This is a genomic window from Mesorhizobium sp. P2_D1 (assembly GCF_056404455.1).
The window spans coordinates 17199-38660 of record NZ_JBFUDZ010000017.1 but is presented as its reverse complement, the minus strand read 5'-3'; the positions used below and the strand labels follow the sequence as shown (position 1 = coordinate 38660).

The window sequence follows — 21462 nt, the reverse complement described above, 5'->3', positions numbered from 1 at the left end:
TGAATGTCCACAGAGGGTGCGCGAAGCAGTCGACCGCCGTGCGACCGCCAAAGGTGTGTCCTGGGTGATCTCGGATTGTCTGAGCATCTTTCGTCAAGCCCACCCGGCAAGACACGCTCCGTGAACCAAAAGAATGACAGTCACGGGCGCTTCTCTTTGCAAGCTTAAGTCGGGTTGCCGTCAACTAGAACGGGGCCGCTCCCATATCTGAGATCGATAAGGTAGACTGCAGCATCGGAAGACGGCGATGCACCATTCGTTTGGACAATTCGAACTTGATGAAGCTGCCCGCAAACTGTCCCTGGAGGGCGTTGGGCAGAAAATCCAGCCGCTTGTCTTTGACTTGCTCGTATATCTGGTTCGCAACGCAGGCAGAGTTGTACCCAAAGAGGAGTTGATGGACGCTCTTTGGCCGGATGTCATTGTGACAGAAGCTTCGCTTCAACGGGTGGTTAGCCTTACACGCAAGGCCCTTGCAGCGGGCGGATTGCAGGAAGCGATACACAGCTACGTCCGCCACGGCTATCGCTTCGCAATCGATGAGCCAGGATTGGGCTACGTGCGGCCTGCCACGTTCGCGGGAGACGACAACCTTGGGCAGGCTCGCAGGCTAGCGTCGGCACGCGATTGGAGCGCGGCCGCAAAGCTCTTCGCAGGTCTTGCGGATATCGAGGCTCTCTCTCCGGCGGATATCGATCTTTGGGCTTTGGTCGTTGAATGCGGAGGGCGGCCGACCGAGGCGATCCCTGTGCTGACCCGCGCCGTTGCTGCTCATATCGAGGCTGGGGATTCAGCGCGCGCCGCCAGATCCGCTGTGACACTTGCCAAGATCCAAGCCGAACGGGGAGCGGCTGCCGTTGCGGAGGGATGGCTGGAACGTGCTGCTTCGCTTCTTTCTCAGTCCAAGGACGCGAGCACGGAATCGTATCTGCTATGGATGAAGTCGCGTCTTGCGTCCTCAGGCGGCCGCCCTGAGGAAGCGCTTCAGTTGGCTTCGGCCGCCCACTCGATAGCTGAACATTGCGATGACCCTGGCCTGCGAGCCCTGACCCTGACCTACAAGGGATTTTACAATCTGGCGCTTGGCAAGATCGAGGAGGGCAACGAGCAGCAAAACCATGCGGCGGCGATCGCGTTGTCGAGCCAGGTGGACCCGATCACCGGTAGCCTGGTCTATTGCAACATCCTCTGGAGCTGCAGGACCTTCGCCGATTGGTCGCGTGCTCGCCAGTGGAGCGAAGGTTTTGAAAGCTGGTGTACCGCAAGCTTTGCCCAAACATCGGGAGCCTGTGACCTTCATCGTGCCGAAGTGGTTGCGGCGCAACAGATTTTGCCTGAGGCCCTGGCTTGCATAAATGAGGCGCTTCCTAAACTTTCTGCAGAAGAATCGTGGTCGCTTGGCGAGGGCTTTCGGGTCCGTGGCGATATTTTCGCCATGATCGGCGATCTCGCGTCGGCGCGAGCTGACTACGATCAGGCCTATGCACTCGGCTGGGACGCGGAGCCGGGCAATGCCTTGCTGTTGTTCGAAACCGGCGACTTGGAAGGTGCGCTCGCTGCGATTGACCGTGTCTTACAAGGGGTGTCATGGTTCCATCTTCAGCGGCGAGGAAACCTGTTGGTCAATGCAGCCTGCATTGCAGCACGCGGCGGACGCTCGAACCAAGCATCAATCTATCTGACCGAAATCGATGCACAACCACAACGCTGGCGACAACCGGCGACGCAGGCGCTGATAGCCGAAACAAAGGCTGCACTCTGCAAGCCAGACGACCCGAACAAAAATCGCCTTCTGCTGTTGGCCCGGCAACTCTGGACAAGCGCCGGTGTCGATTATCATGCGGCGAGGATCCGCCTGCAGTTGGCAAGAGCTCTGCTCGGCTCGGGCGACGTCAGCGGCGCGAAAGTAGAAATCACGGCGGCAGAAAGATCGGCTCGTCACCTGGGATCGCAGCGCCTGGACCAAGAAGCCGCACTGCTTCGCCACAGCCTCTTGCCCGATAGCCAATCGCTCATCGATGGCCCCAGGCAAGAGCTCATCACCTGAACGCCGCTCGCTTGCCTGCCGCGATGGGCTACGGATCAGCTCTTGCCGCCGAGCCAGGGCGAAGATCAGCCAAAGATAAGCTCGAGATAAGGACGGTCAGTCCCCTCAGCAGGTAATTTTTCCCCGTCATGCAGACACGCATGGCACCAGCGGCGCCGACAATGGGTCGGCGCGATAGCGAAAGGGAAAAATCGTGAGCCTCTATGTCATCCGTCGCCCTAGCGCATGGGCATCTCTGCAGGAACTCGAAGCCGCCGGCGCGAAATCAGCGAAGGTCGCCAAGGAACAGATGCCGGGCCAAGTCCGCTGGATCCGCAGTTACGTGGTGAATGAACCCGATGGGCGCATCGGCACCTTCTGCATCTACGAGGCGAAAGACGGCGAGGCCATCCGGGATCACGCCAAGCGCGTCGGCATGCCGGGAGAGGAATTCTACCCGGTGGCCGACACCGTCATCCTTCAAAACGATCCGATTTCAACAGCAGCCGCCTGACGGAGTCCAGTTGCTGCCTCACGTCTTCAGCGTGGGGCAGCATCACGCAACCAAAAGGCAATGAACAGACGGCGCTTGGAGGCGGCATGCCCGCATACCAGCGCCCCTAATCCTAACACGTGGAGAAAACAATGTTTCACTACCTCAAGCATGTTTCGATTGGGCTGAAGGCTCGCAGAACCGAGAGGGCTTTGCGCGCTCTGCCCGACCATATCCTGAAGGACATAGGCCTTCGACGCGATGCAATCTCGTATGCCGTTCGAGAGCATCTGAAGCACGATCGTATTTGATCGTTCGCAACTAGATGGAATTGGAAAATGGAAATTCTTATAAACATGGCGAACATCATGTATGTGGTCGCTTACTTCACGTTGGATATTTTGCGGCTGCGGATACTGACGACTGCAGCAGCAATCTGTCTCGCCGTGTATTTCTACAGCCAGCCGGCGCCGCTCATGAACGTGGTCGGCTGGAATGTTTTCTTTGTACTTCTGAACCTCATCCAGATCGGCCGCATCTTGACGTCTCGGTACGTCAAGCTGCGGTCATACTCTCGCCGGGAAAATGCCGGCGGGCGCATGCRAAATGGCCACTCTTGAACGACATTGGCGCTCGAAACCGAGACATCAAGTATGAGGCGCATGGTTTCGGACCGTGTGGTTGCTGGCGACTGTCGGCACTGGCGCAAATTCGCGGCAGGCCGGAAACCTGAGGCTGCCGCCTCACACCGCCAGGTGTCCCTGCTCCGCCTCCTCAGCGTTGGGGTCGCCCGGGGCCGTTGCCCAGGCGAGTTCGACCAGCGTCACGGTACGCCGGCCTACCCCGTCGAGCTGGCAGACGATGAGGCCTTGCTCCTCGATGTAGGTGAGGAGACGCCGGGCACGGCGCAGCGAATGGGAGCCATAGGCGCGGGCGATCGCAGCGTCGCTCGGGCAAGGCCAGCCCTCCTTCGCCGCCCTGGCGATCATCATGAACACGCCCTGCATATCGTCGGGCAGCAGCGAGGCGCGCACCGAGACGTCCTGCCAGGCGTCATCCCCTGCTGCCATGTCGGAGCCGAGCCCGGCGCGGGCGCGTGTCAGCATGCGGCGGAACTCCGGCAGATCGGGCACCACCGAGGCAAGGCCCTCAATGCGACAGCGCACCACGAACTCTTGATAAAGCACGCCGATGACACGGAAGCCCGCGTCGGGCTGCGCCAGGATGGCGCGCAGCACACGGTCCACACGCTCGCGGCGCTCGGCCAGGTCCTCCGCGCTGATTTGCGGCTCCACCGGCTCGGGGCGGATTTCGAGTGCCGCCGACTTCGCCGCCATCAGTTGATCGAGCAGGTCCGGCGACGACCGGCGCTGCGGCCGCACCGTCTCGGGCGGCGGCGCTGCCAGGATGATGGCGCGCGCGTCCTCCAGCGCTGCTTCCGGCAGCGGCATCAGCCGCGGCGTGCCGTTGCGCGGGCTGGTGTCGGTCGGGCCGATGCGCAGGCCGAGCGGCCGGCGTGACAGCGCCGGACCGAGCGCCATGAACTGGCCGCGCTCCAGGTCGCGAAATGCCTCCGCCTGGCGCCGCTCCATGCCCAAAAGGTCGGCGGCGCGCGCCATGTCGATATCGAGGAAGGTGCGGCCCATGAGGAAATTGGACGCCTCGGCAGCGACGTTCTTGGCGAGCTTGGCCAGCCGCTGGGTGGCGATGATGCCGGCAAGCCCGCGTTTGCGGCCACGGCACATCAAATTGGTCATCGCGCCAAGCGAGATTTTGCGCGCCTCGTCCGAAACCTCGCCGGCCACCGCCGGCGCGAACAGCTGCGCTTCGTCCACCACCACCAGCATCGGATACCAATGGTCGCGGGCGACCTCGAACAGCCCGCCGAGGAAGGCGGCGGCCCGCCGCATCTGATTCTCGGCGTCGAGCCCCTCGAGATTGAGCACGGTGGAGACTCGGTGGATGCGCGCCCGCTCGCCGGCGCTCTGCAGGCCGCGCTCGGTATGCTCCTCGGCATCGATCACCAGATGGCCGAAACGGTCGCCTAGCGACACGAAGTCGCCTTCGGGGTCGATGATGGTCTGCTGGACCCAGGGGGCGCTCTGCTCCAGCAGCCGCCGCAACAGATGCGACTTGCCGGAGCCCGAATTGCCCTGCACCAAAAGGCGCGTCGCCAGCAGCTCCTCGAGATCGAGCGTCGCCGCGGCGCCTGCGGTCGTGTGTCCCATCTCGATCGCAACGGTCATCTCGACTCAGGCGCTCCTTTCGCAGACGGGCTTATCAACCCGATCACAGCCCGTCGAGCGCGCATGGCCGCCCGCGCCGTGTTGCGCACAGGCCAAGGAACCGTCTCCGGATCATCGACAACAAGGAAACCCTGTGGATAGTAACCACCTGTTCACCATGTGACGGCGTTCCGATTGAAGCCGCGCCGCATCCGCTTAGCCTGACCTTGCATCGCGTCCCCAACGTGGTGCGTCCCAACCGCCCCCTGGCGACCGACGTTTTCAAGTTCCCTCTCGCAGTATATGTCGGTCGCCAACCTCGCCTGATCCCGCCAAGTTCCGACATCGTCGAGACTAGCCCGCTGGCGCAAACTTTGGGTTGACCGCCCCGGAGCGCGAGGCGACACTTCGCCGACGCTGGAAGTGCGAGGAGGAAAAGCGATGGACGAGCCCGAACGGTGGCGCCACATGTCGACGGCGCCGAGGGATGGCAGCCGCATCCTGGTCACGGTTCGCCCGTCCGAACAGGGGCCGGCGGAAGTCGACCTCGCCTATTGGTCGCGCGCCGACCAGTTCGCCAGCGAAGGCTGGCGCGCGTCGGACTCCTCGCCGGGACGCGTCGTCGAATACGCCGAACCGGAACTGAAATGCTGGATGCCGTTGCCGACAGCCAATCTCAGCCGCGCCTCCATGCCGGCCCCCTGGGAGGGCGACGACGCACAGCAGCTCGACGGCTCGGGGATTTGAGGCGCGAAGCCTCGGGCCATCAAGCGAAGTCTTGCAGATTGGTTTCCCGGAGCTTGGCGCCCGCCAGCAGGGCTTCGAGCACCTGCTTCTTGAGATTGAGGCACTGCAATCGGGCAAGCTTGACGATGCCGGAAACGTCGCTCACCTCGCAGGCATGAACCAGGTCCTTCTGCTGACCGATGATCAGCTGCGTGAAGTCGCGCGACCTGAATCCGAGGTGGAGAGCCCTCTCCGACTGGTCGAGTATCTGGCCCAGCAACTGCGCCAGGCGTGAATTTCCGGACAGCTCCGCCAAGGCAAGACGAAAGGCACGATCCGCCGCCAGGAATGCAACGTGGCTGCGCAGCGTCTCCGGCTTCAGCACCTTCCTGGCCGCCTGCCTGACATCTTCGAGCCCGCGCTCGGTGAGGCCCGACGCACCCACCCTGAACACTTCCGGCTCGATCAGACCGCGGACATCGAAGATCTCGGTGACATCGCGCAGCGTCAGTGGCGTGATGACATAGCCACGTCGCGGCTCGCTCCTGACCAGGCCCTCCTGCATCAGCCGGGTCAGCGCCGCGCGGATCGTCGCCTTTCTGATCAGGTATCGATCCCCAATCTGCTTTTCTGTCAGCGTTTCACCGGGGCGAAGCACGCAGGCGACGATGTCGCTCTTCACCTGCTCGTACGCCTGCTCGCTGCGCAGCAGATCGGCGGTCGACGGGGCCGCGGCCGTGCCAGTGGACAGTGCCGGTTTCGTCGATGCGGCAGTCAAATCACGAGGAGTCATGCTTGTTCCGTTCTGGCGATCCGGTTGACGCCGCCATCGACTTTAAGTAGCCTTGAGCATCTCAGAATGATCATCTGGTCACCTCAAAAGGGATAACTGGCAATGGCTGTTCCGGTTGGCTCGCCTCTCTACGCGGTTGTCGATGATATCGTCAACGCTGCCGGAAGTCCCGATCCCCTCGCACGAATAAGGGCGGTGTTGGGCGACCATACGAACCGTCTCCATGCCTTGGGGGTGCTCGTTCATGAAGAAGAGGACGACGAGGTGCTTCTCCATGCAAGCCGGAATTTGACGATCTATCACATCACGCTGTCGCCCAGTCTGCAGTACCCGCCGCACAACCACCTGATGGACGCGCTGATCGGCATCTACAGGGGTGGCGAGACGAACTTCATCTATCCCGATGCCGCCAGCAAGCTCGATGCCCCGCGACGGCAGGACTCCACCGCGCCCACCGTGCTGCACCTGCCCCGGCATACCGTGCATTCGGTCGCCAACACCGGCAGCGCACGGTCCGGCGCGCTTCATGTCTATCTGGGCGATCTCCCGGCGACCCACCGACAACTCTGGGATCTGCAAAGCAATCAAGCCGAGCCGTTTGACAACGATCGCTATCTGGCCGGCGCTCAGCCCATCGAGCGATCTTGAGGCAGGCGCCCTTCTCCCACAAACAAGGGGGGGAAGGGAGAGCCTTCCCCTCAGAACAGGAACGACGCCGTGGCGGGGTTTGGGCCGGTGCGGCCGTTTGGCGAATCCATTCCCCGGATCGCCTGCAGGTCCTGCGCATCCAGCTCGAAATCGAAGACATCGAAATTGGCTGCTATGCGATCCCTGCGGATCGACTTTGGAATGACGATCAGCCCTTCCTGATGGTGCCAGCGGATGATCGCCTGCGCCGCGGACTTGCCATGCTTGTCGGCAATGCCCGCAATGGTCGGGTCGTTCAGCAGCCGACCGCTGCCCAGCGGGCTCCAGCTTTCGATGCGGATGTCGTGGCTGGCATGAAAGTCCCTGATACCGCGCTGCTGGAACTGGGGATGCAGCTCGACCTGGTTGACCACTGGCGTCACGCCGGTCTCGCCGATGATCCGCTCCAGATGGTCCTGGTTGAAATTCGAAACACCGATCGACTTGATGCGGCCGGCCTGCCTGAGTTCGACCAGCGTCTTCCACGCCTCGACATATTTGTCCTGGCTAGGCACCGGCCAGTGGATCAGGAACAGGTCGAGTTGCTCGATGCCGAGCTTCTCCATCGTCTCGTCGAAGGCGCGCAGCGCCGCATCGCGCTGGTGTGCGCCGTTGCGCAGCTTGGAGGTGATGAACAGCTCGCCTCTTGGCACACCGGAGCTGCGGATCGCCTCTCCAACCCCATCCTCGTTCCGATAGCCCTCGGCGGTGTCAATCAGACGATAGCCGGCCTCGATCCCCCAACCCACCACCCGGGCGGTGATATCCTGGTCGACTTGCCACACGCCAAGTCCGAGCTGGGGAATGGCGGAGCCGTCGTTCAACGGTATCTGTTCAGGCATGGCTGGTCCTTTGCAAAAGATGATCCGGGCGGTCCGCCCGGCGCATGCCCTATCTAGGTTCGACAGGGAGCAACGACCAGTCGACGGCGGTCGAATTCGCCGGTTGCGAGCTCATCTCGGCCGGCGCACCGCCCGCACCACCCCGGCGGATACGCTGCCGCAGAACAGGCGTTCTCCGCCATCGGATTCCAGTCCCGAGACGCCCATGCCGCCCGGCATGTCGAGCTTCTCCAGAACCTTGCCGGTTTGCGGGTCGACGCGGCGCAGGTCGCTCTGCTCGCCCTCCCAGGTGGCGTGCCACAGCTCGCCGTCGACCCAGGTCACCCCGGTGACGAAGCGGTTGGATTCGATGGTGCGCAGGATTGCCCCGGTCTCGGGGTCGATCTGGTGAATCTTGCGCTCCCGGTACTGGCCCACCCAGAGCGTTCCTTCGGCCCAGGTGAGCCCGGAGTCGCGTCCGCCGCCGGGCGCCGGAATGGAGGCCAGCACCTTGCCGGTGTCGGGGTCGATCTTCTGGATGCGATCCCCGGCAAGCTGGAAGAAATGACGGCCGTCATAGGCGGTGCCTGCGTGCGCGGCGACATCGATCGAGCGCAGCGCCTGCCCGCTTTCCGGATCGAAGGCGTTCAGTTTCTCACCGGAGGCAAACCAGACGTTGCGCCCGTCGAAGCTTACCCCGTGCACGGTGTCGACGCCCGGAAAGGGTCCGTATTCGCGCAGGATTTCGGCCGCTGAATGTTTCATGTCTTTGTCCTCACTGAGATGATCGGGCATTTTCGGGGATCATGCTCTAACCGTTTGGCAGCGGGGCCGGGAGTAACAAGGTCGTCGTGAAACCGGCCACAGGCGGCGTCATCCAGCGGCGCGCCCGGCCGTGCCCGAACGACTGCACCTTGCCGGCCTCGCCGAGTTGCTCCAGCGCCCGCTGCACGCTGCGCTGGCCGGTGCCAAGGGCCAGCGCCAGCGCAGAACTCGCCCAGGATTCACCATCGGCAAGCAAGGCCAGCACCGCAGCGTGCCGCTCCTCGATCGGCCGTGCCAGCACCACCACTTCCGGCGCCTGGCGCGGCGCCAGCGCAAAGCCTTGGCTCGTGGCATTGATGTCGGCAAGCGTGCTCAGTTCGGCGCGCAACCGGCCGATCTCGACCCGCAATCGGGCCCGATGCGATTCATCGGCGTGCCTGCCGCCAAAAGCCTGTGCGATGAGCGTCGCCCGCGACACGTCCGCCGGCCATGCTTCGGCCAGCGTACGCGCCAGTGCAAACAGCACCGGGCGCGTTGCCAGCGAGACCATGGTTTCCTGCTGGCGAACGAGATAGCGCAAGGCATCGACCACCAGCGCCGGCGACGCCTGCAGCGCCTCGACCTCCTCGAGCAGCAAGGGGCGCTGCTGGCCTCGCGCGATCAGCTGCGCCGCCGGCGCGTCCAGCGCCAGGAATGCGTTGTCGACCTCGGCCATCAGCCCCGGAATGCCGGCCCGGCGGGCGGCGTGTCGCGCCCACTCCAGCGCGGTACGCGCGGCCCTTGTCTTGAGGCGCCGCATCGCGATGCCGGCGACGGCCAGTTCGTGCGCGGCTCTCGAGGCCGGCGGAAGCGGCGCCGGGTCGAGCCCGGCCAGCACGTCTTCTGCCTCGTCGAGGCGGCCAATCAGCAACAGTCGCCGTACCTTGAGATGGCCGGCATGCGCGGCGTTCAGCCGGTCGCCATGCTTTTCCAGCGTCGCCCGCGCCGCATCCAGCGATTTGGCGGGCCAGCCCAGGTCCCGCGAGACCAGTGCGATCTCCGCCTCGGCGACGACGCATCTGGCGCGCGCCACCGCCTCCTTCGGACCGAAGGCGCGCGCGGCCCGCCGCAATAGCGCCTTGGCACGGTCGAGGTCGCCGAGCTGCGCCATCGCGATGCCGCGCAGCGCCAGGGCCGGCGCGTCCTCGCGCAAGGCGACGCGGTCCAGCGCGCTGAGTGGATCGCCCGCGGCCAGCGCCAATGCCGCTGCCGTGATCAGCGAGTCCATTCAAATCCCGTCACACTTGTAACTCCCACCCCTGCACTGCCCGCCCTAACTTAAGTCATGACCGCCAACCAGCAAGCCGTATCGGCAACAGGCGGCACACCAGGGAAAACAGCAATGACTTGAATGATGACCTAGCCATCAGGACAGGCGGAAGGCGCCGTGGCCGCCGTTGACGCCAATATCGGCACTCGTTAGCCTGAGCATCTCAGGTATCGATATTAAGCATCTCATAAGGGACAATTGACAATGCCTGACTCCAACGATCTGCCTCTCCTCGCGACGAACGACACGGTCGAGCGCGCCGGGCGCCACCCCTGCTGCGGCGGGCCTGCCCATTCAAATCCCGTCACACTTGTAACTCCCACCGCGGCGCTTCATCGCCCTACCCTGCCTCACGATCCGCAAGCAACAACGCGCCGGGCTGGCGCGACAGACTGACAAAGGAGACGAGCAATGACCAAGCACACCGCAATGAAGACCCCACCAATCGTTTCACAGCAGGCGTGGGAAGCCGCGCGCGAAGAACTGCTGGTGAAGGAGAAGGCCACACTGCGCGCCAAGGACGCGCTGGCCGCCGAGCGCCGGCGCATGCCGTGGATGGAAGTGGACAAGGCTTATGTGTTCGAAGGGCCGAATGGCAAAGCGAGCCTGCTCGATTTGTTCGAAGGCCGCCGCCAGCTGATCGTCTACCGCGCCTTCTTCGAGCCGGGGGTTCATGGCTGGCCCGATCACGCTTGCCGTGGCTGTTCGCTCGGTGCCGACCAAGTCGGCCATCTCGCCCACCTCAACGCCCGCAACACCACGCTTGCCTATGCCTCGCGCGCACCGCAGGCCGACATTGCGCGGCTGAAGAAGCGGATGGGCTGGGAGATGCCCTGGTACACCATCACCGATAGCTTCGACAAAGACTTCGGCGTGGACGAATGGCACGGCCACAACGTCTTCATCCATGACGGCGACCGGGTATTCCGCACGTATTTCATCAACAGCCGCGGCGACGAGGCAATGGGCACCGTGTGGAGCTACCTCGACGCAACGCCGCTCGGCCGCCAGGAGATCTGGGAAGACTCGCCCGAAGGCTATCCGCAGACCCCGCTCTACAGCTGGTGGAACTGGCACGACAATTACGACGCCGCACCCGACAAGAAATGGGCCGAAGTGTCAGCTGCCGGCGAAGCGGCGTTCAGGGACAAGGACGGCCAGTAAGGATCTGCTGAGAGTGTCCGGCCGCCATCCAGCTTGGGTTCCTCGCCCCCTCCAAAGGCGGGGAGAGGTGGCCGCGAAGCGGCCGGAGAGGGGGCTTTCGTAGGACGCGGCCCCCTCTCCGTCTCGGCTTCGCCGAGCCACCTCTCCCCCACTCTCGTGGGGGCGAGGAACCCAAGTCCTGGCGAGCAGGTCGCACGCAACAAGGCATAACCATGAAGGGAAAAGGACCATGAGCGATATCCATACCGGTGCCAGCGGCGCGATCCCTGCTGAAGACACAAACCCGGCCACCCCTGGCCTCGCCGACTGGCTGTGCCTCGCCGCGGCACCCACCTTCGCCCTGATGGCGCTGTTCAGCTGTATCCAAGGTGGCGATGCGGCCATGTTGTGTCTAGGCGCCAATTCCACACCGCTGACCAGCATGCCGGTGATGTATCTCCTGATGAGTGCCTTCCATCTGGCGCCGTGGCTGAGGGTGATGTCCGGCCGGCCGGTCCGGCAATGAAACTGGTCAGGCTGAGAGCGCCGGGTGGCTTGGGCAACCTCGAACTGGTGGAGGAAGACCGTCCCCAGACAGGACCGGGTGACGTGCTGGTCAGGATCCGGGCCTGCTCGTTGAACCTGCGTGACGATTTCGTCGTTCAAGGCAAGATGCCGCTCGCCGACGGCCGCGTTCCGCTGTCCGATGGCGCGGGCGAGGTGATCGAAGTCGGCGACGATGTCGATGCGTTCAAGGCTGGAGACAGCGTCGTCAGCACCTTCTACCCATGGTGGCTGGGCGGTGACATGACGCCTGCGACCAGGCGCGACATACCGGGAGAAAGTTTCGACGGCTTTGCAAGCGAATATGTGTGCATGCCGGCACACGCCTTCACCAAGGCCCCGGTGGGCTACACGCATGTGGAGGCGGCAACGCTCACCTGCACCGGCGTCACCGCCTGGCGCGGCCTGGTTGTGTGCGGCAAGGTGAAACCCGGCGACACCGTGCTGGTCCTCGGCACGGGCAGCGTATCGCTGTTCGCGTTGCAATTTGCCAAAGCCGCCGGCGCCAGGGTCATCGCCACGTCTTCCGACGAGCAGAAGCTGGAAAGGCTAAGGCGCCTCGGCGCCGACGCCGTCATCAACTACAAGGGCGTGCCGGACTGGGGCCAAAAGGCCCGGGATTTGACGGACGGCCGCGGCGTCGATCACGTGATCGAGGTCGGCGGCCCCGCTACGCTGACGCAGTCGATAGCGGCCTGCCGGACGGGCGGCCATATTGCGCTGATCGGCGTCCTGACCGGCTTTGCGGCGGAAGTGTCGATCCCGGCCCTGTTTTCGAACCAGCTCCGCATCAGCGGGATCTCGATCGGCAGCAGGGCGGACCAGGAGGACATGATCCGGGCCATGGAGGTCAACCGTCTGAAGCCCATCATCGACCGCAGTTTTGCGCTTGAGGACATCGCCGGTGCCTTCACGCACTACGAATCCCAACGGCATTTCGGCAAGGTCTGCCTCGAACTTTGAGCGCCCCGAAAGCGGCATCCCCGCACATCCATCAGCAACAGCTAATTGACAGCCCGGAGGAAACGGCGCTGACTGACTGCACAGGTGGATCGCACAACAGGCGGGCGATATCGACCGCCGGCGTCGCCTTGGGGAGGATGCCATGCCAACCGTAATTGGCCATCACAACATCACGAAGGACAGCAAGCACTGGCTCAGTTCACCCAAGCGCAAGGAGCTTTTCGGCGCGCTGGGGATCACCAACATCCGCACGTTCGTCGATCCGCAGAATCCGAAACGAGTGGCCCTGATGATGGACGTCCCGGACATGGATGCCCTTGCGACAATGATGCAGAGCCAGAAAGCCGCTGACGCGATGGTCTACGATGGCGTGGTACCGGAATCGCTGGTGATCCTGGTCGAAGCCAAGGGTTAATGCGCGTCGCCTGAATCCGTYTCAACGCGACGCGCTTTAATGCAAGTGGCGGAGCTTGTCGGGGTTGCGCACCACATAGATTGCCGCGATCTTTCCGTCTTCGATGTCGAGTGCGGTCGTCTGCAGTTCGCCATCGGCTTCCAGCGTGATGAAGCCGGGCAGTCCATTGACGAAACCGACACGAACAAGCGTCGAGGCGTTCTTCTGCAGCCAGGCCGCCACACGCTCGTATTGCTGCATCACGGCATCGAACCCCAGGACCACTTCCGTGGCTGCCGGACGCTTCCCGCCGCCATCGGCATGGGCGCTGACATCGGCCGACAGCATCGCGCCAAGCGCCTTCATGTCGCCGCTACGCGAGGCGGCGAAGAAGGCCTCGGCAAGCTCGAGGCCGCGTTGCCTTTCCACCTTGAAACGCGGTCTCGCCTGGCGGACATGGGTGCGCGCGCGGGCAGCGAGCTGACGGCAGGCGGCGGGTTCGCGCTGGATGGCGGCCGCGACCTCGTCGAATCCCAGCCCGAACACATCGTGCAGCAGAAAGGCCGCCCGCTCGAGCGGCGAAAGACGTTCCAGCACCAGCATCATCGGCAGAGTGACGTCTTCCACTTCGTCCTCTTCCACAACGGGATCGGGAAGCCAGGGACCGACATAGGTCTCGCGCTGGCGGCGCGCGGATTTGAGCTGGTCGAGACAAAGCCGCGTGACCGTGCGGCGCAGGAATGCCGCGGGCTCACGCACCTCACCGCGGTCGGCCCGCATCCAGCGGATGAAGGCCTCCTGCACGACATCCTCGGCGTCCGCTACGGAGCCAAGCATGCGGTAGGCGACGCGCATCAGCGTCGGACGCAGCGGATCGAAGGCCGCCGCCGCACGCTCGGTCCCTGCGCCCGTCATCAGGCGGCCGCCGCCTTGGCCGCGGATCTTATCGCCGCCGGATCGGCCCAGCCACTGAACCCGACTGCAAGGCGGTTGTAGCCATTGATGACATTGATCATCAAGGTGAGCTTGACCTGCTCTTCCGGCGTGAATTCGGCCTCCAGGGCCTCGTAGGCGCTTTCGTGCGTATGACCTTCGCAAATCCGCGTCAGCGCCTCGGTCCAACCGAGCGCGGCGCGTTCGCGGTCGGTGTAGCAAGGCGCCTCGCGCCACGCCGACAGCAGGTAGATGCGCTGCTCGGTTTCGCCGTCCTCGCGTGCAAACACCGTGTGCATGTTGAGGCAATTGGCGCAGCCATTGATCTGGGATGCACGGATCTTCACAAGCTCGGCCAGGCTGGGCTCGAGGCTGGAGGAAATGGCGAAGGATGCGCGCTGCCATTCCTTCATCAGCGAGGGGGCAGCGGCGAAGAGATCAAGTTTTGCGGTCATGATTGGCTTCCTTCTGTTGGTGCCGACCTCATGACGACTCAGAATCCGCCAGTGTGACATTCACGCCAGGTTTTTATCGCCAGCCAGCGCGAGCGGCCGCGCCTGCACCTGATATCGGGCGTCGGTGACGTTTGCCTAGGTCGCGATATCGTTGACTGGCAGCAATGGCTTGGGGAGATCAACTTCCCCAAGCCCGGTGCGCAGTTCGATCTCGATGTCGCGACAGATTTGCGAGATCGGAACATCGTTGGCGTTGCCCTCGAAAGGGTTGGCACTGCTCTCGCCGACCTGGTCGAGAGACATGTATGCCCACCCCAGGAGTGTGCTGAACGGGATCGTGAGCCAGATCGCGATCGGGCCGAGTGCGCCACCCAATTTGCCCATGTCCGCAAAGACTGGAACGACGCCAAATGGCAGCAAGGTGCAAAAGATCATAACGAACAAGGAACTGACGATGGCGTATTGCCGGGGATATGGATTGTTCTTGATGCGATCGCAGCGCGCCTGCTGATCATGGAAGTCGCGGATCAGCTTGACGAGTTCGACATAGACCTGCGGAGGGATTTTGGCCTCCTTGAACAAGGCATTGACCTGGACCGATTGCATTTCGAGCAGGATTATCGCCGGATGAGGCGACTTCACGACGTCGTTGGCTTGTTCGCCCAACAGCGGACGCAGTTCGTCGGCGATCGAGCCCGCATCCTCCTGGATATGGTAACGCCGCCGGTATTCGACATTGACCGCCCGTCCCATGGATTCCCACGGCATCGGCCGCCGCAGGGCGAACCTGAGGGCCGTCAACCAGGCGAGATGGCGGTAGATGAGTTGCCTGGCTGTCGGCACATCGTTGAAGTCCCTGCAGAAATTGGACCACAACCGGCTGCTGGCTGTAATTTGCGCAAAGGCTTGCAGCGCTTCACTGCTGCGGCTGAACACCTGCGAATTCTTGAACCCGGCAACGAGTGACACGGTGGTGCCGAGCACGAGCACCACCGACCATGGCACTGAGAACCCGGTGACGCCCGGCACACGGTAGGCCGCCACGGCCAGTGCGCTCACCACCACCATGTAGATGACACTGCCCCGCGACCAGAGAGCGAAATCTACCACCTTGTAGGAACGGCCTACATACATCGGGTGCCCTCGAAAGCGTGGACGACAAGCGAATCAAGCCATCACGCCTAGCATACCGTTTGCTCACCATGAATGGCCGTCTTGGCATGAGGCCGACTGTTGCGAGGCCGATTTCCCAAAGCGCGTCGCGTCCAATCTTACCAAAAAACATGGGCAAGGGGTCGCCCCGTGCCCATGGCCTTTCACCTACCTCAATTGCACTTCGGCTTGGCGCTGTTGCAGGCGTCGACCAGTTCGGCCGGCGGATCCTTGTGGAACACGGTCTTGAAGGACTCCAGCACGTTGGACTGCACCACCGGCAAGGACTGGACACCGACCCAGGCGGGCGTGGGTTCACCGATCAGCGCCTTCATCATCGCCAGCGCTTCGGCGACGCCCTGGTCATAGGGGCGCTGCGAACCGGTTGCCTTCAGCGGCCCACCCTTGGCGATTTCGATCGCCGACTGCAGGCCGAGATCGACAGTGGTGATCGGAATGTCGATGCCTTGCGCGCGCATCGACGACAGCGTGTCGAGCGCCGGCTGATCCCACACCGCAAACAGGCCCTTCACATCGGGATTGCCGGTGAGGAAGTCGCCGGCGATCTGCGACACCTTGGAGGGATCGGTGAAATCAACCTGCTTCATGACGATGTCGGGCCGGTTCTTCTTCATCCACTCGCCGACGCCCTTGGTGCGCTCGTTGGTGCTGAAATAGTCGACGCCGAAATTCACCAGGCCGATCGTGCCGCCCTTCGGCATGCAGGAAGACAGGATCTGCGCCGCGATCTGGCCGTTGCCCTGGCTGTCGGCCGAGATCATCGAGGCAAAATCCTTTGGAGATTCGAGGCCAACCGGGATGCTGTCCATGAACACCAGCTTGATGCCGGCCTCGCCCACCTTCTTGTAGGTCGGCGCCGTCGCGGTGAAGTCGACTGGGATGGAAATGATGCCGTCGGGATGCTGCTGGATGGTGTTCTCGATATCGGCGATCTGCTTGTCGACCTGATATTCGGCCGACGCGACACCGGTCACGGTCACGCCATACTTGGCCAGCGTTTCGCTGATGCCTTGCACCTGCAGTTGCGACCAGTCGAGGTTCACCGTCTGCATGGAAATGCCGACCTTGAACTTCCCGGCCTTAACCTTGGCGGCCTGGTCGTCGCTCAATTTCAGCTCGTCGGGCGAGGCTGCCTTTTCACCGTGCGGGCCCTGGCCGACAATGCCCTTGGGACCGAGGGTGGCCATGTCGACGCCGGTAACGCAGGTTTCCGGCGTTTGCGCGAGGCTTATGGACGTCGACAGCGCGAACGCGCTGGCGGCGATGCTCAATGTGCAAAAAAGCGAGTGGATTCGTGCCGAGTGCTTCATGACTTCCTCCGTTGATCGTTGACGTTTCTGGTGCCGTTTGGAGCCGGCAATTTTCTGCGATATCCGCGGGTGCGCGCCCTACCTCCTCGTGAAGGCGACCGCGGCGACGATGATTGCTCCCTTGATGACGAGTTGCAGCGACGAGCTGACGCCAAGCAGCACCAGCCCATTGTTGAGCGTGCCGATAATCAGGCTGCCGAGCAGCGTGCCCAGCACGAAACCGCGACCGCCGAACAGGCTGCAGCCGCCGAGGATCACCGAGGCGATGACATCGAGCTCCATGCCTTGCACGACATCGGGCCGTGCCGCGTGCGAACGCGCCGACAGGATCAGCGATGCCAGCCCGGCGAGCGTCCCGGTCAGCACGAAGGCCAGCGTGGTGACCTGCTTGATATGGACGCCGGAATAGAGTGCGGCCGTCGGGTTGCCGCCCGCCGCATAGACGCGCCGCCCGTAGACGCTGTAGTGGAGCAGCAGGATGCCTGCGATCGTGACGCCAAGCGTCCACAGGATCGGCGCCGGGATGCCCAGCACCGAGCCTTCGCCGAAGATCGCGAAATAATAATCGTTGGTGATGATGACCGGCTTGGTGTTGGTGACCATCAGCGCCAGACCGCGCGCGCCGCTCAACGTGCCCAGCGTCACCAGGAAGGACGGGATTTCGAGGCGGGTGGTCAAGACGCCGTTGATCAGCCCGATCAGCGCCCCAGTGCCCAATCCCGCTAGCGCGCCGACGACCCAGTTGTTGGCGACGAAAGCCATGGCCAGCGACGCGCTCATGCCCGAAAGCGCCAGCGTCGAGGCGACGGACAGGTCGATCTGCCTGGAGATGATGACGAACGTCATGCCGACGGCAATGATCGAGACCAGCGTCGTCTGGCGGCCGATGTTGAGAAAATTGTCGATCGACAGGAACCAGGGCGACGCCAGGCTGAAGACGATCAGCATGACGGCGAAGGCGACGTAAAGCATATAGGGTCGCTCGCCCTGAAGCAGATGCTGCAGCGCCGAGCGACCACCTGGCTGGTTGGCGGCTGCCCCCCTTGCCACTGGTGGATTTGCCGGGCTTTGGGTCTCGGTCATGCCGCGTGCTTTTGCGATGGCTGCGAAAGTTGGATGAGGTGATGGAGATCCTCGGCGCTGCCGAATTCCTGTTTCGAGATCGTCTTCGTGATCGTGCCATCGACGACGATCGAGACGCGGTCGCAGAGCTGAAGCAGTTCGGAAAGGTCCGAAGACACCAGCAGCACACCGCTTCCCGCCGCGGCCGCGGCACGAATGACGCCGTAAATCTCCTCGCGCGCACCGACATCGACACCAACCGTCGGCTCGTCGAGCAGAAGCACGCGCGGCCGTGGCTCGTTCCATTTGCCGAACACGACCTTCTGCTGGTTGCCGCCGGACAGGTTCTTCACCATGGTCGATGCGCCTGGCGCCTTGACGGCCAGCCGGTGCATTGCGGCGTCGGCGTGCTCGCTCGCCGAGCGGCGCTGCAGCCAGCCTAGGCGCGAGAAATACGGCAACCGTGGCAGGGTCAGGTTGCGCTCGATCGAATGTTCGAGGACCAGGCCCTGGACGTGCCGGTCCTCCGGCACCAGCGCGATGCCTCGCCGTATCGCCGCGGCCGGATTGGTTCCGTTCAGCGAAACGCCGTCGAGGCTGGCATCGCCCGACTGGACGGGCAGCAGCCCGAAGATCGTCTGCAGGATTTCGGTGCGTCCGCTGCCGATCAGGCCGGCAAGGCCGTGGATTTCGCCGCTGCGCAGTTCGAGATTGGCCCGGTCCAGCCTGTCATTGCTGACGCCCCTTAATTCGAGCACGGGCTTTTCAGGGGAACCAGGGCGGGCAGAGGACATCACGCTTTGCCCCGCTGCCGTGGTGCCCGCCTTCAGAACGGCGTGATCCGGCCCGACGATCGCGCCGACCAATTGCCTCATATTGGTCTGCGACGTGACAAAGGTTCCGGCGTTCTGCCCGTCGCGGAATACGGTCACCCGGTTCGAAATCCGAAAGACCTCATTGAGGCGATGCGTGACGTAGATCACCCCGACGCCCCGTGCGGCAACAGCACGGATCGCCTCGAACAGGATCTTCTCTTCATCGTCGGTCAGCGCCGAGGTCGGCTCGTCGAGGATGAGCAGGCGAACGTCGCCCATCAGCGCCTTGGCGATCTCGGTCATCTGGCGATAGGCAAAGGGCAGCGGGCCGACCAGGGCGCGGGCATCGAGCGGGATGTTCTGAGACTTGAGGAAGGCTTCGGCCTGCGCCACCAGCTGGCGTTTTTTCAGGAAGCCAAAGCGGGTCTTCGGCTCTCGTCCCAGCATCAGATTGTCGGCAACCGAAAGCGATTCGACCAGGCTCAGATCCTGGTAGACCACCGCCACGCCGGCATCACGCGACTGGGCGGGCGAAGCGAACGAGACAGGCTCGCCATTGATCGCGATCGAGCCCCCATCATGCACATGCACGCCGCTTAGAATCTTGATCAGCGTCGATTTGCCGGCCCCGTTTCACCAAGCAGGGCGTGCACTTCACCGGATTTGATTTCGAGACTGACGCCGCGCAGCGCATTGACACCGCCGAACCGCTTGCTGACGCCCTCGACGCGCAGCAAGGGAGTCCCGGACGATGGCGAAATCGAACCCTGTTCGATCATCACGCCTGCATTTCCTTCCGTTGCCGCGTCCCCTACCCCGATCGAGATTGTCTTTTGAGACTTCTCTTACTTTTTTTGTGACTTTTCCATCAGGCCAGCGAAATGTCAAACGGAGTCAGGCGGCAGTTGGAATGATTCCGGCCCTACCTCCCCATGTTCGGTGATGACGGCGTCGAAACCGTCCATCGGCGCGAAGAAGGCGCGCTTGAGCTTGCCGATCTTGCTGCTGTCGACGACGAGGTAGTTTTCGCGCGCCAGGCCCATCACCTTCTGCTTCACCACCGCCTCGTGGAAATGCTCGCAGGTAGCGCCACGTTTGGCATCGACGCCGGCAGCCGACAGGAAGGCTGCATTGATGCCGACGCTCTTCAAAATGTCGAAGTCATGCGCGCCCGAGAAGGACGCCGACGCCGGATGATAGACGCCCCCCAGCATGATGATCGTCACATTGGCTTTGCGGGTCAGGCGTTCCGCGACATTCATGGCGTAACATATTGCCGTTATTCGATAATCATCTGGAATGAGGTCGATCAGATGGATCAGCGTCGTGCCGCAATCGATGAAGATCGTCTCGTCGGGCCGTATCTTCCGCACCGCGTGCAGGCAGGCTTCGCGCTTCGCCGCCGCATGGCTGTCGGCCGCGGTCGCCAGTTCGTAAGGAGCGTCGGTATCGATCTCGGCCGCCGCCAATATATGCCCGCCGAGAAAGGCGATCTGCCCCTGATTGGTGGCGATGTCACGCCGCACGGTCATCTCCGAGACGCCCAGCAGCGTTGCCGCTTCGCTCAGATGGATAACCCGCCGTTCCGACAGCAGATGGATCAGCCGGGCTGTCCTTTGCGCTTTGCGAGCAGTCATGCGTTGGGCCTGTCGGTCACCTGAAATGTGAGGAATTTAACAACCGCTCTCACTCAGTTGCAAGCGCGGTTTGCGAATCCGCCCAGTCATGCAAGAGAGCGGTCTTATCAGGTGCGATGCGAAAGATAGTCGCGAAGACGAAGCAGCCGACGTTGAATTTCCGGCGTGTCGAACAGAAACTGGCCACCACCGGGCCTGTAGCTCGCAAGCTTTACAACGGCACTTTGGACAAGCTCGTCGTCCGGATAGGCCTCGTCGAGCAGCACTTCCAGGCTGTTGGCAGCGGCCAGGCTGGTGTCTTCTCCGCTGACGAACCTTGTCAGCACCAAGATGAGACTATCCACGGGGTCACCCCTTCCCCGCCCCGAACCGCAGACCGTCCATCAGCAGCGACACCAGCCGGCGTGAGCGGTCGCGCCATTGCGGGGTGTCGGGTGCCGAATAGATGCCCGACAGTGCGTGCAGCACGTCGGAAGCGTCGACATCGCCGCGGATCGTGCCTTCGGCCACAGCAGCCTCGACCAGTTGCCGCAAGGCCTGCGAGACCCGGCCCGACGTGTCGGAGAACAGCGTCGAATTGGTGGTCAGCAGGATGCGCAAGCTGGTCGCCAGGCCGCGCTTGGTGGCGATATAGTCGACGAAGCGCTGCATCCACTGCTCCAGCGCTACATCGGACGGATGTTTTCCGGCGAGCTCGCCGGCAGCCGCGCACAGCGCCTCCGCCTCGCGCCGGTAGACCACCTCGACCAGGTGCTCGCGGGTCGGAAAATGCCGGTAGAGCGTACCGATGCCGACGCCGGCTCGGCGCGCGATCTCCTCCAGCGAGGCGTCGATGCCACGCTCGGCAAAGACGGCGGCCGCCACCCCGACCAGCCTGTCACGGTTGCGCTGCGCGTCGGCGCGCAGCGGCTTAGCCTCTTCGACCTTCTCTTCGGCGATGACGGACGGCTCGGCGGCCAATTTTTTCTCCACGGTGTGGCGGGGGGGCTTGAACCCGGCCGGGTCAGCCCCCACGTAATAAACGGAGGCGCCTCCGTTTTAGTGGAGCACCTTTATCATATAATGAGGCGAACCGGTATGTCACGTGCTGAAAGTAGCCTCCCCCGCCCCTGGGAGGTCGGTGAAGACCGATGAGTGCAATCTCCCCATACCGGGGGGTTAGCCAACC

General features: G+C 63.1%; 26 protein-coding genes. 11 read left to right on the top strand and 15 right to left on the bottom strand.

Annotated elements, in window-relative coordinates; all coding sequences use genetic code 11:
• The first annotated feature begins 247 nt into the window (after positions 1–247).
• The 4 genes from AC1D0I_RS14720 (at position 248) to AC1D0I_RS14705 (ending at position 3139) form a co-directional block, all read left to right on the top strand.
• Positions 248–2047 carry a winged helix-turn-helix domain-containing protein gene (locus AC1D0I_RS14720; RefSeq protein ID WP_477395939.1) on the top strand — a complete coding sequence of 600 codons (1800 nt, stop codon included), beginning with the start codon at positions 248–250 and terminating at the stop codon, positions 2045–2047.
• 193 nt (positions 2048–2240) lie between these two features.
• Positions 2241–2540: a DUF4242 domain-containing protein gene (locus AC1D0I_RS14715; protein WP_477395937.1), complete on the top strand. Its 300-nt coding sequence runs from the start codon at positions 2241–2243 to the stop codon at positions 2538–2540.
• Positions 2541–2671: 131 nt separating this feature from the next.
• The gene (locus AC1D0I_RS14710) at positions 2672–2830 is read left to right on the top strand and encodes a DUF1127 domain-containing protein (RefSeq protein ID WP_477395936.1); all 159 of its coding nucleotides are present in this window, start codon (positions 2672–2674) and stop codon (positions 2828–2830) included.
• Between the two features lie 27 nt (positions 2831–2857).
• Positions 2858–3139 (top strand): hypothetical protein, encoded by a 282-nt coding sequence (locus AC1D0I_RS14705; RefSeq protein WP_477395934.1) that lies wholly within the window; start codon positions 2858–2860, stop codon positions 3137–3139.
• Between the two features lie 123 nt (positions 3140–3262).
• Here AC1D0I_RS14705 and AC1D0I_RS14700 read toward each other — a convergent pair whose 3' ends face one another.
• Positions 3263–4765, bottom strand: a complete 1503-nt coding sequence (locus tag AC1D0I_RS14700) for a helicase HerA domain-containing protein (RefSeq protein ID WP_477395932.1) — start codon at positions 4763–4765, stop codon at positions 3263–3265.
• 420 nt (positions 4766–5185) lie between these two features.
• On the opposite strand from AC1D0I_RS14700, the gene AC1D0I_RS14695 reads away from it, so the two are divergent.
• Entirely contained in the window at positions 5186–5491 is a 306-nt protein-coding gene (locus AC1D0I_RS14695; RefSeq protein WP_095091288.1) for a hypothetical protein, read from the top strand.
• Positions 5492–5510: 19 nt separating this feature from the next.
• On the opposite strand, the gene AC1D0I_RS14690 is transcribed toward AC1D0I_RS14695, so the two are convergent.
• Positions 5511–6263: a GntR family transcriptional regulator gene (locus AC1D0I_RS14690; RefSeq protein ID WP_477395930.1), complete on the bottom strand. Its 753-nt coding sequence runs from the start codon at positions 6261–6263 to the stop codon at positions 5511–5513.
• A 102-nt stretch (positions 6264–6365) separates the two neighbouring features.
• Here AC1D0I_RS14690 and AC1D0I_RS14685 point away from each other — a divergent pair, with 102 nt between their 5' ends.
• Positions 6366–6911 (top strand): autotransporter, encoded by a 546-nt coding sequence (locus tag AC1D0I_RS14685; RefSeq protein WP_477395928.1) that lies wholly within the window; start codon positions 6366–6368, stop codon positions 6909–6911.
• A 50-nt stretch (positions 6912–6961) separates the two neighbouring features.
• Here AC1D0I_RS14685 and AC1D0I_RS14680 read toward each other — a convergent pair whose 3' ends face one another.
• The 3 genes from AC1D0I_RS14680 to AC1D0I_RS14670 form a co-directional block, all read right to left on the bottom strand.
• A complete protein-coding gene (locus AC1D0I_RS14680) occupies positions 6962–7792 on the bottom strand; it encodes an aldo/keto reductase (protein ID WP_477395926.1) in 831 nt (276 codons plus the stop codon).
• Positions 7793–7903: 111 nt separating this feature from the next.
• Positions 7904–8536, bottom strand: coding sequence for a Vgb family protein (locus AC1D0I_RS14675; protein WP_477395924.1), 633 nt, complete (start codon positions 8534–8536; stop codon positions 7904–7906).
• A 46-nt stretch (positions 8537–8582) separates the two neighbouring features.
• Positions 8583–9803 carry a helix-turn-helix domain-containing protein gene (locus tag AC1D0I_RS14670; protein WP_477395922.1) on the bottom strand — a complete coding sequence of 407 codons (1221 nt, stop codon included), beginning with the start codon at positions 9801–9803 and terminating at the stop codon, positions 8583–8585.
• 453 nt (positions 9804–10256) lie between these two features.
• Between AC1D0I_RS14670 and AC1D0I_RS14665 the strand changes: the two genes are divergently transcribed.
• The 4 genes from AC1D0I_RS14665 to AC1D0I_RS14650 all read left to right on the top strand — a co-directional run bounded on the left by AC1D0I_RS14665 (position 10257) and on the right by AC1D0I_RS14650 (position 12930).
• Positions 10257–11009, top strand: a complete 753-nt coding sequence (locus AC1D0I_RS14665; protein ID WP_477395920.1) for a DUF899 domain-containing protein — start codon at positions 10257–10259, stop codon at positions 11007–11009.
• A 229-nt stretch (positions 11010–11238) separates the two neighbouring features.
• Entirely contained in the window at positions 11239–11514 is a 276-nt protein-coding gene (locus AC1D0I_RS14660) for a hypothetical protein (protein WP_477395918.1), read from the top strand.
• The gene (locus AC1D0I_RS14655) at positions 11511–12515 is read left to right on the top strand and encodes a zinc-dependent alcohol dehydrogenase family protein (RefSeq protein WP_477395916.1); all 1005 of its coding nucleotides are present in this window, start codon (positions 11511–11513) and stop codon (positions 12513–12515) included. Before AC1D0I_RS14660 ends, AC1D0I_RS14655 begins: the two co-directional genes overlap by 4 nt.
• A gap of 142 nt (positions 12516–12657) precedes the next feature.
• Complete coding sequence (locus AC1D0I_RS14650) at positions 12658–12930, top strand: hypothetical protein (protein ID WP_095091279.1); 273 nt, start codon at positions 12658–12660, stop codon at positions 12928–12930.
• Positions 12931–12966: 36 nt separating this feature from the next.
• On the opposite strand, the gene AC1D0I_RS14645 is transcribed toward AC1D0I_RS14650, so the two are convergent.
• From AC1D0I_RS14645 to AC1D0I_RS14630, 4 genes are all read right to left on the bottom strand, one after another.
• Positions 12967–13824 (bottom strand): sigma-70 family RNA polymerase sigma factor, encoded by an 858-nt coding sequence (locus AC1D0I_RS14645; protein WP_477395914.1) that lies wholly within the window; start codon positions 13822–13824, stop codon positions 12967–12969.
• Entirely contained in the window at positions 13824–14297 is a 474-nt protein-coding gene (locus AC1D0I_RS14640; RefSeq protein ID WP_477395912.1) for a carboxymuconolactone decarboxylase family protein, read from the bottom strand. Before AC1D0I_RS14640 ends, AC1D0I_RS14645 begins: the two co-directional genes overlap by 1 nt.
• Before the next feature lie 135 nt (positions 14298–14432).
• A complete protein-coding gene (locus AC1D0I_RS14635; protein ID WP_477395910.1) occupies positions 14433–15431 on the bottom strand; it encodes a bestrophin family protein in 999 nt (332 codons plus the stop codon).
• 191 nt (positions 15432–15622) lie between these two features.
• Positions 15623–16657, bottom strand: coding sequence for a substrate-binding domain-containing protein (locus AC1D0I_RS14630; RefSeq protein WP_477395908.1), 1035 nt, complete (start codon positions 16655–16657; stop codon positions 15623–15625).
• On the opposite strand from AC1D0I_RS14630, the gene AC1D0I_RS14625 reads away from it, so the two are divergent.
• Positions 16656–16802, top strand: coding sequence for a hypothetical protein (locus AC1D0I_RS14625; protein WP_477395906.1), 147 nt, complete (start codon positions 16656–16658; stop codon positions 16800–16802). The genes AC1D0I_RS14630 and AC1D0I_RS14625 overlap by 2 nt on opposite strands.
• A gap of 56 nt (positions 16803–16858) precedes the next feature.
• Here the strand turns inward: AC1D0I_RS14625 and AC1D0I_RS14620 are convergent, their stop codons facing one another.
• The 6 genes from AC1D0I_RS14620 to AC1D0I_RS14595 form a co-directional block, all read right to left on the bottom strand.
• The gene (locus AC1D0I_RS14620; protein WP_477395904.1) at positions 16859–17863 is read right to left on the bottom strand and encodes an ABC transporter permease; all 1005 of its coding nucleotides are present in this window, start codon (positions 17861–17863) and stop codon (positions 16859–16861) included.
• On the bottom strand, positions 17860–19248 hold the full coding sequence (locus AC1D0I_RS14615; RefSeq protein ID WP_477395902.1) for a sugar ABC transporter ATP-binding protein: 1389 nt from the start codon (positions 19246–19248) through the stop codon (positions 17860–17862). The genes AC1D0I_RS14620 and AC1D0I_RS14615 overlap by 4 nt, the downstream gene beginning before the upstream one ends.
• 17 nt (positions 19249–19265) lie before the next feature.
• A complete protein-coding gene (locus tag AC1D0I_RS14610) occupies positions 19266–19439 on the bottom strand; it encodes a hypothetical protein (protein WP_477395900.1) in 174 nt (57 codons plus the stop codon).
• A 102-nt stretch (positions 19440–19541) separates the two neighbouring features.
• On the bottom strand, positions 19542–20294 hold the full coding sequence (locus AC1D0I_RS14605; protein WP_477395898.1) for a DeoR family transcriptional regulator: 753 nt from the start codon (positions 20292–20294) through the stop codon (positions 19542–19544).
• A gap of 107 nt (positions 20295–20401) precedes the next feature.
• Positions 20402–20638: a hypothetical protein gene (locus tag AC1D0I_RS14600; RefSeq protein WP_477395896.1), complete on the bottom strand. Its 237-nt coding sequence runs from the start codon at positions 20636–20638 to the stop codon at positions 20402–20404.
• Positions 20639–20642: 4 nt separating this feature from the next.
• Positions 20643–21254 carry a TetR/AcrR family transcriptional regulator gene (locus AC1D0I_RS14595; RefSeq protein ID WP_477395894.1) on the bottom strand — a complete coding sequence of 204 codons (612 nt, stop codon included), beginning with the start codon at positions 21252–21254 and terminating at the stop codon, positions 20643–20645.
• Positions 21255–21462 lie beyond the last annotated feature (208 nt).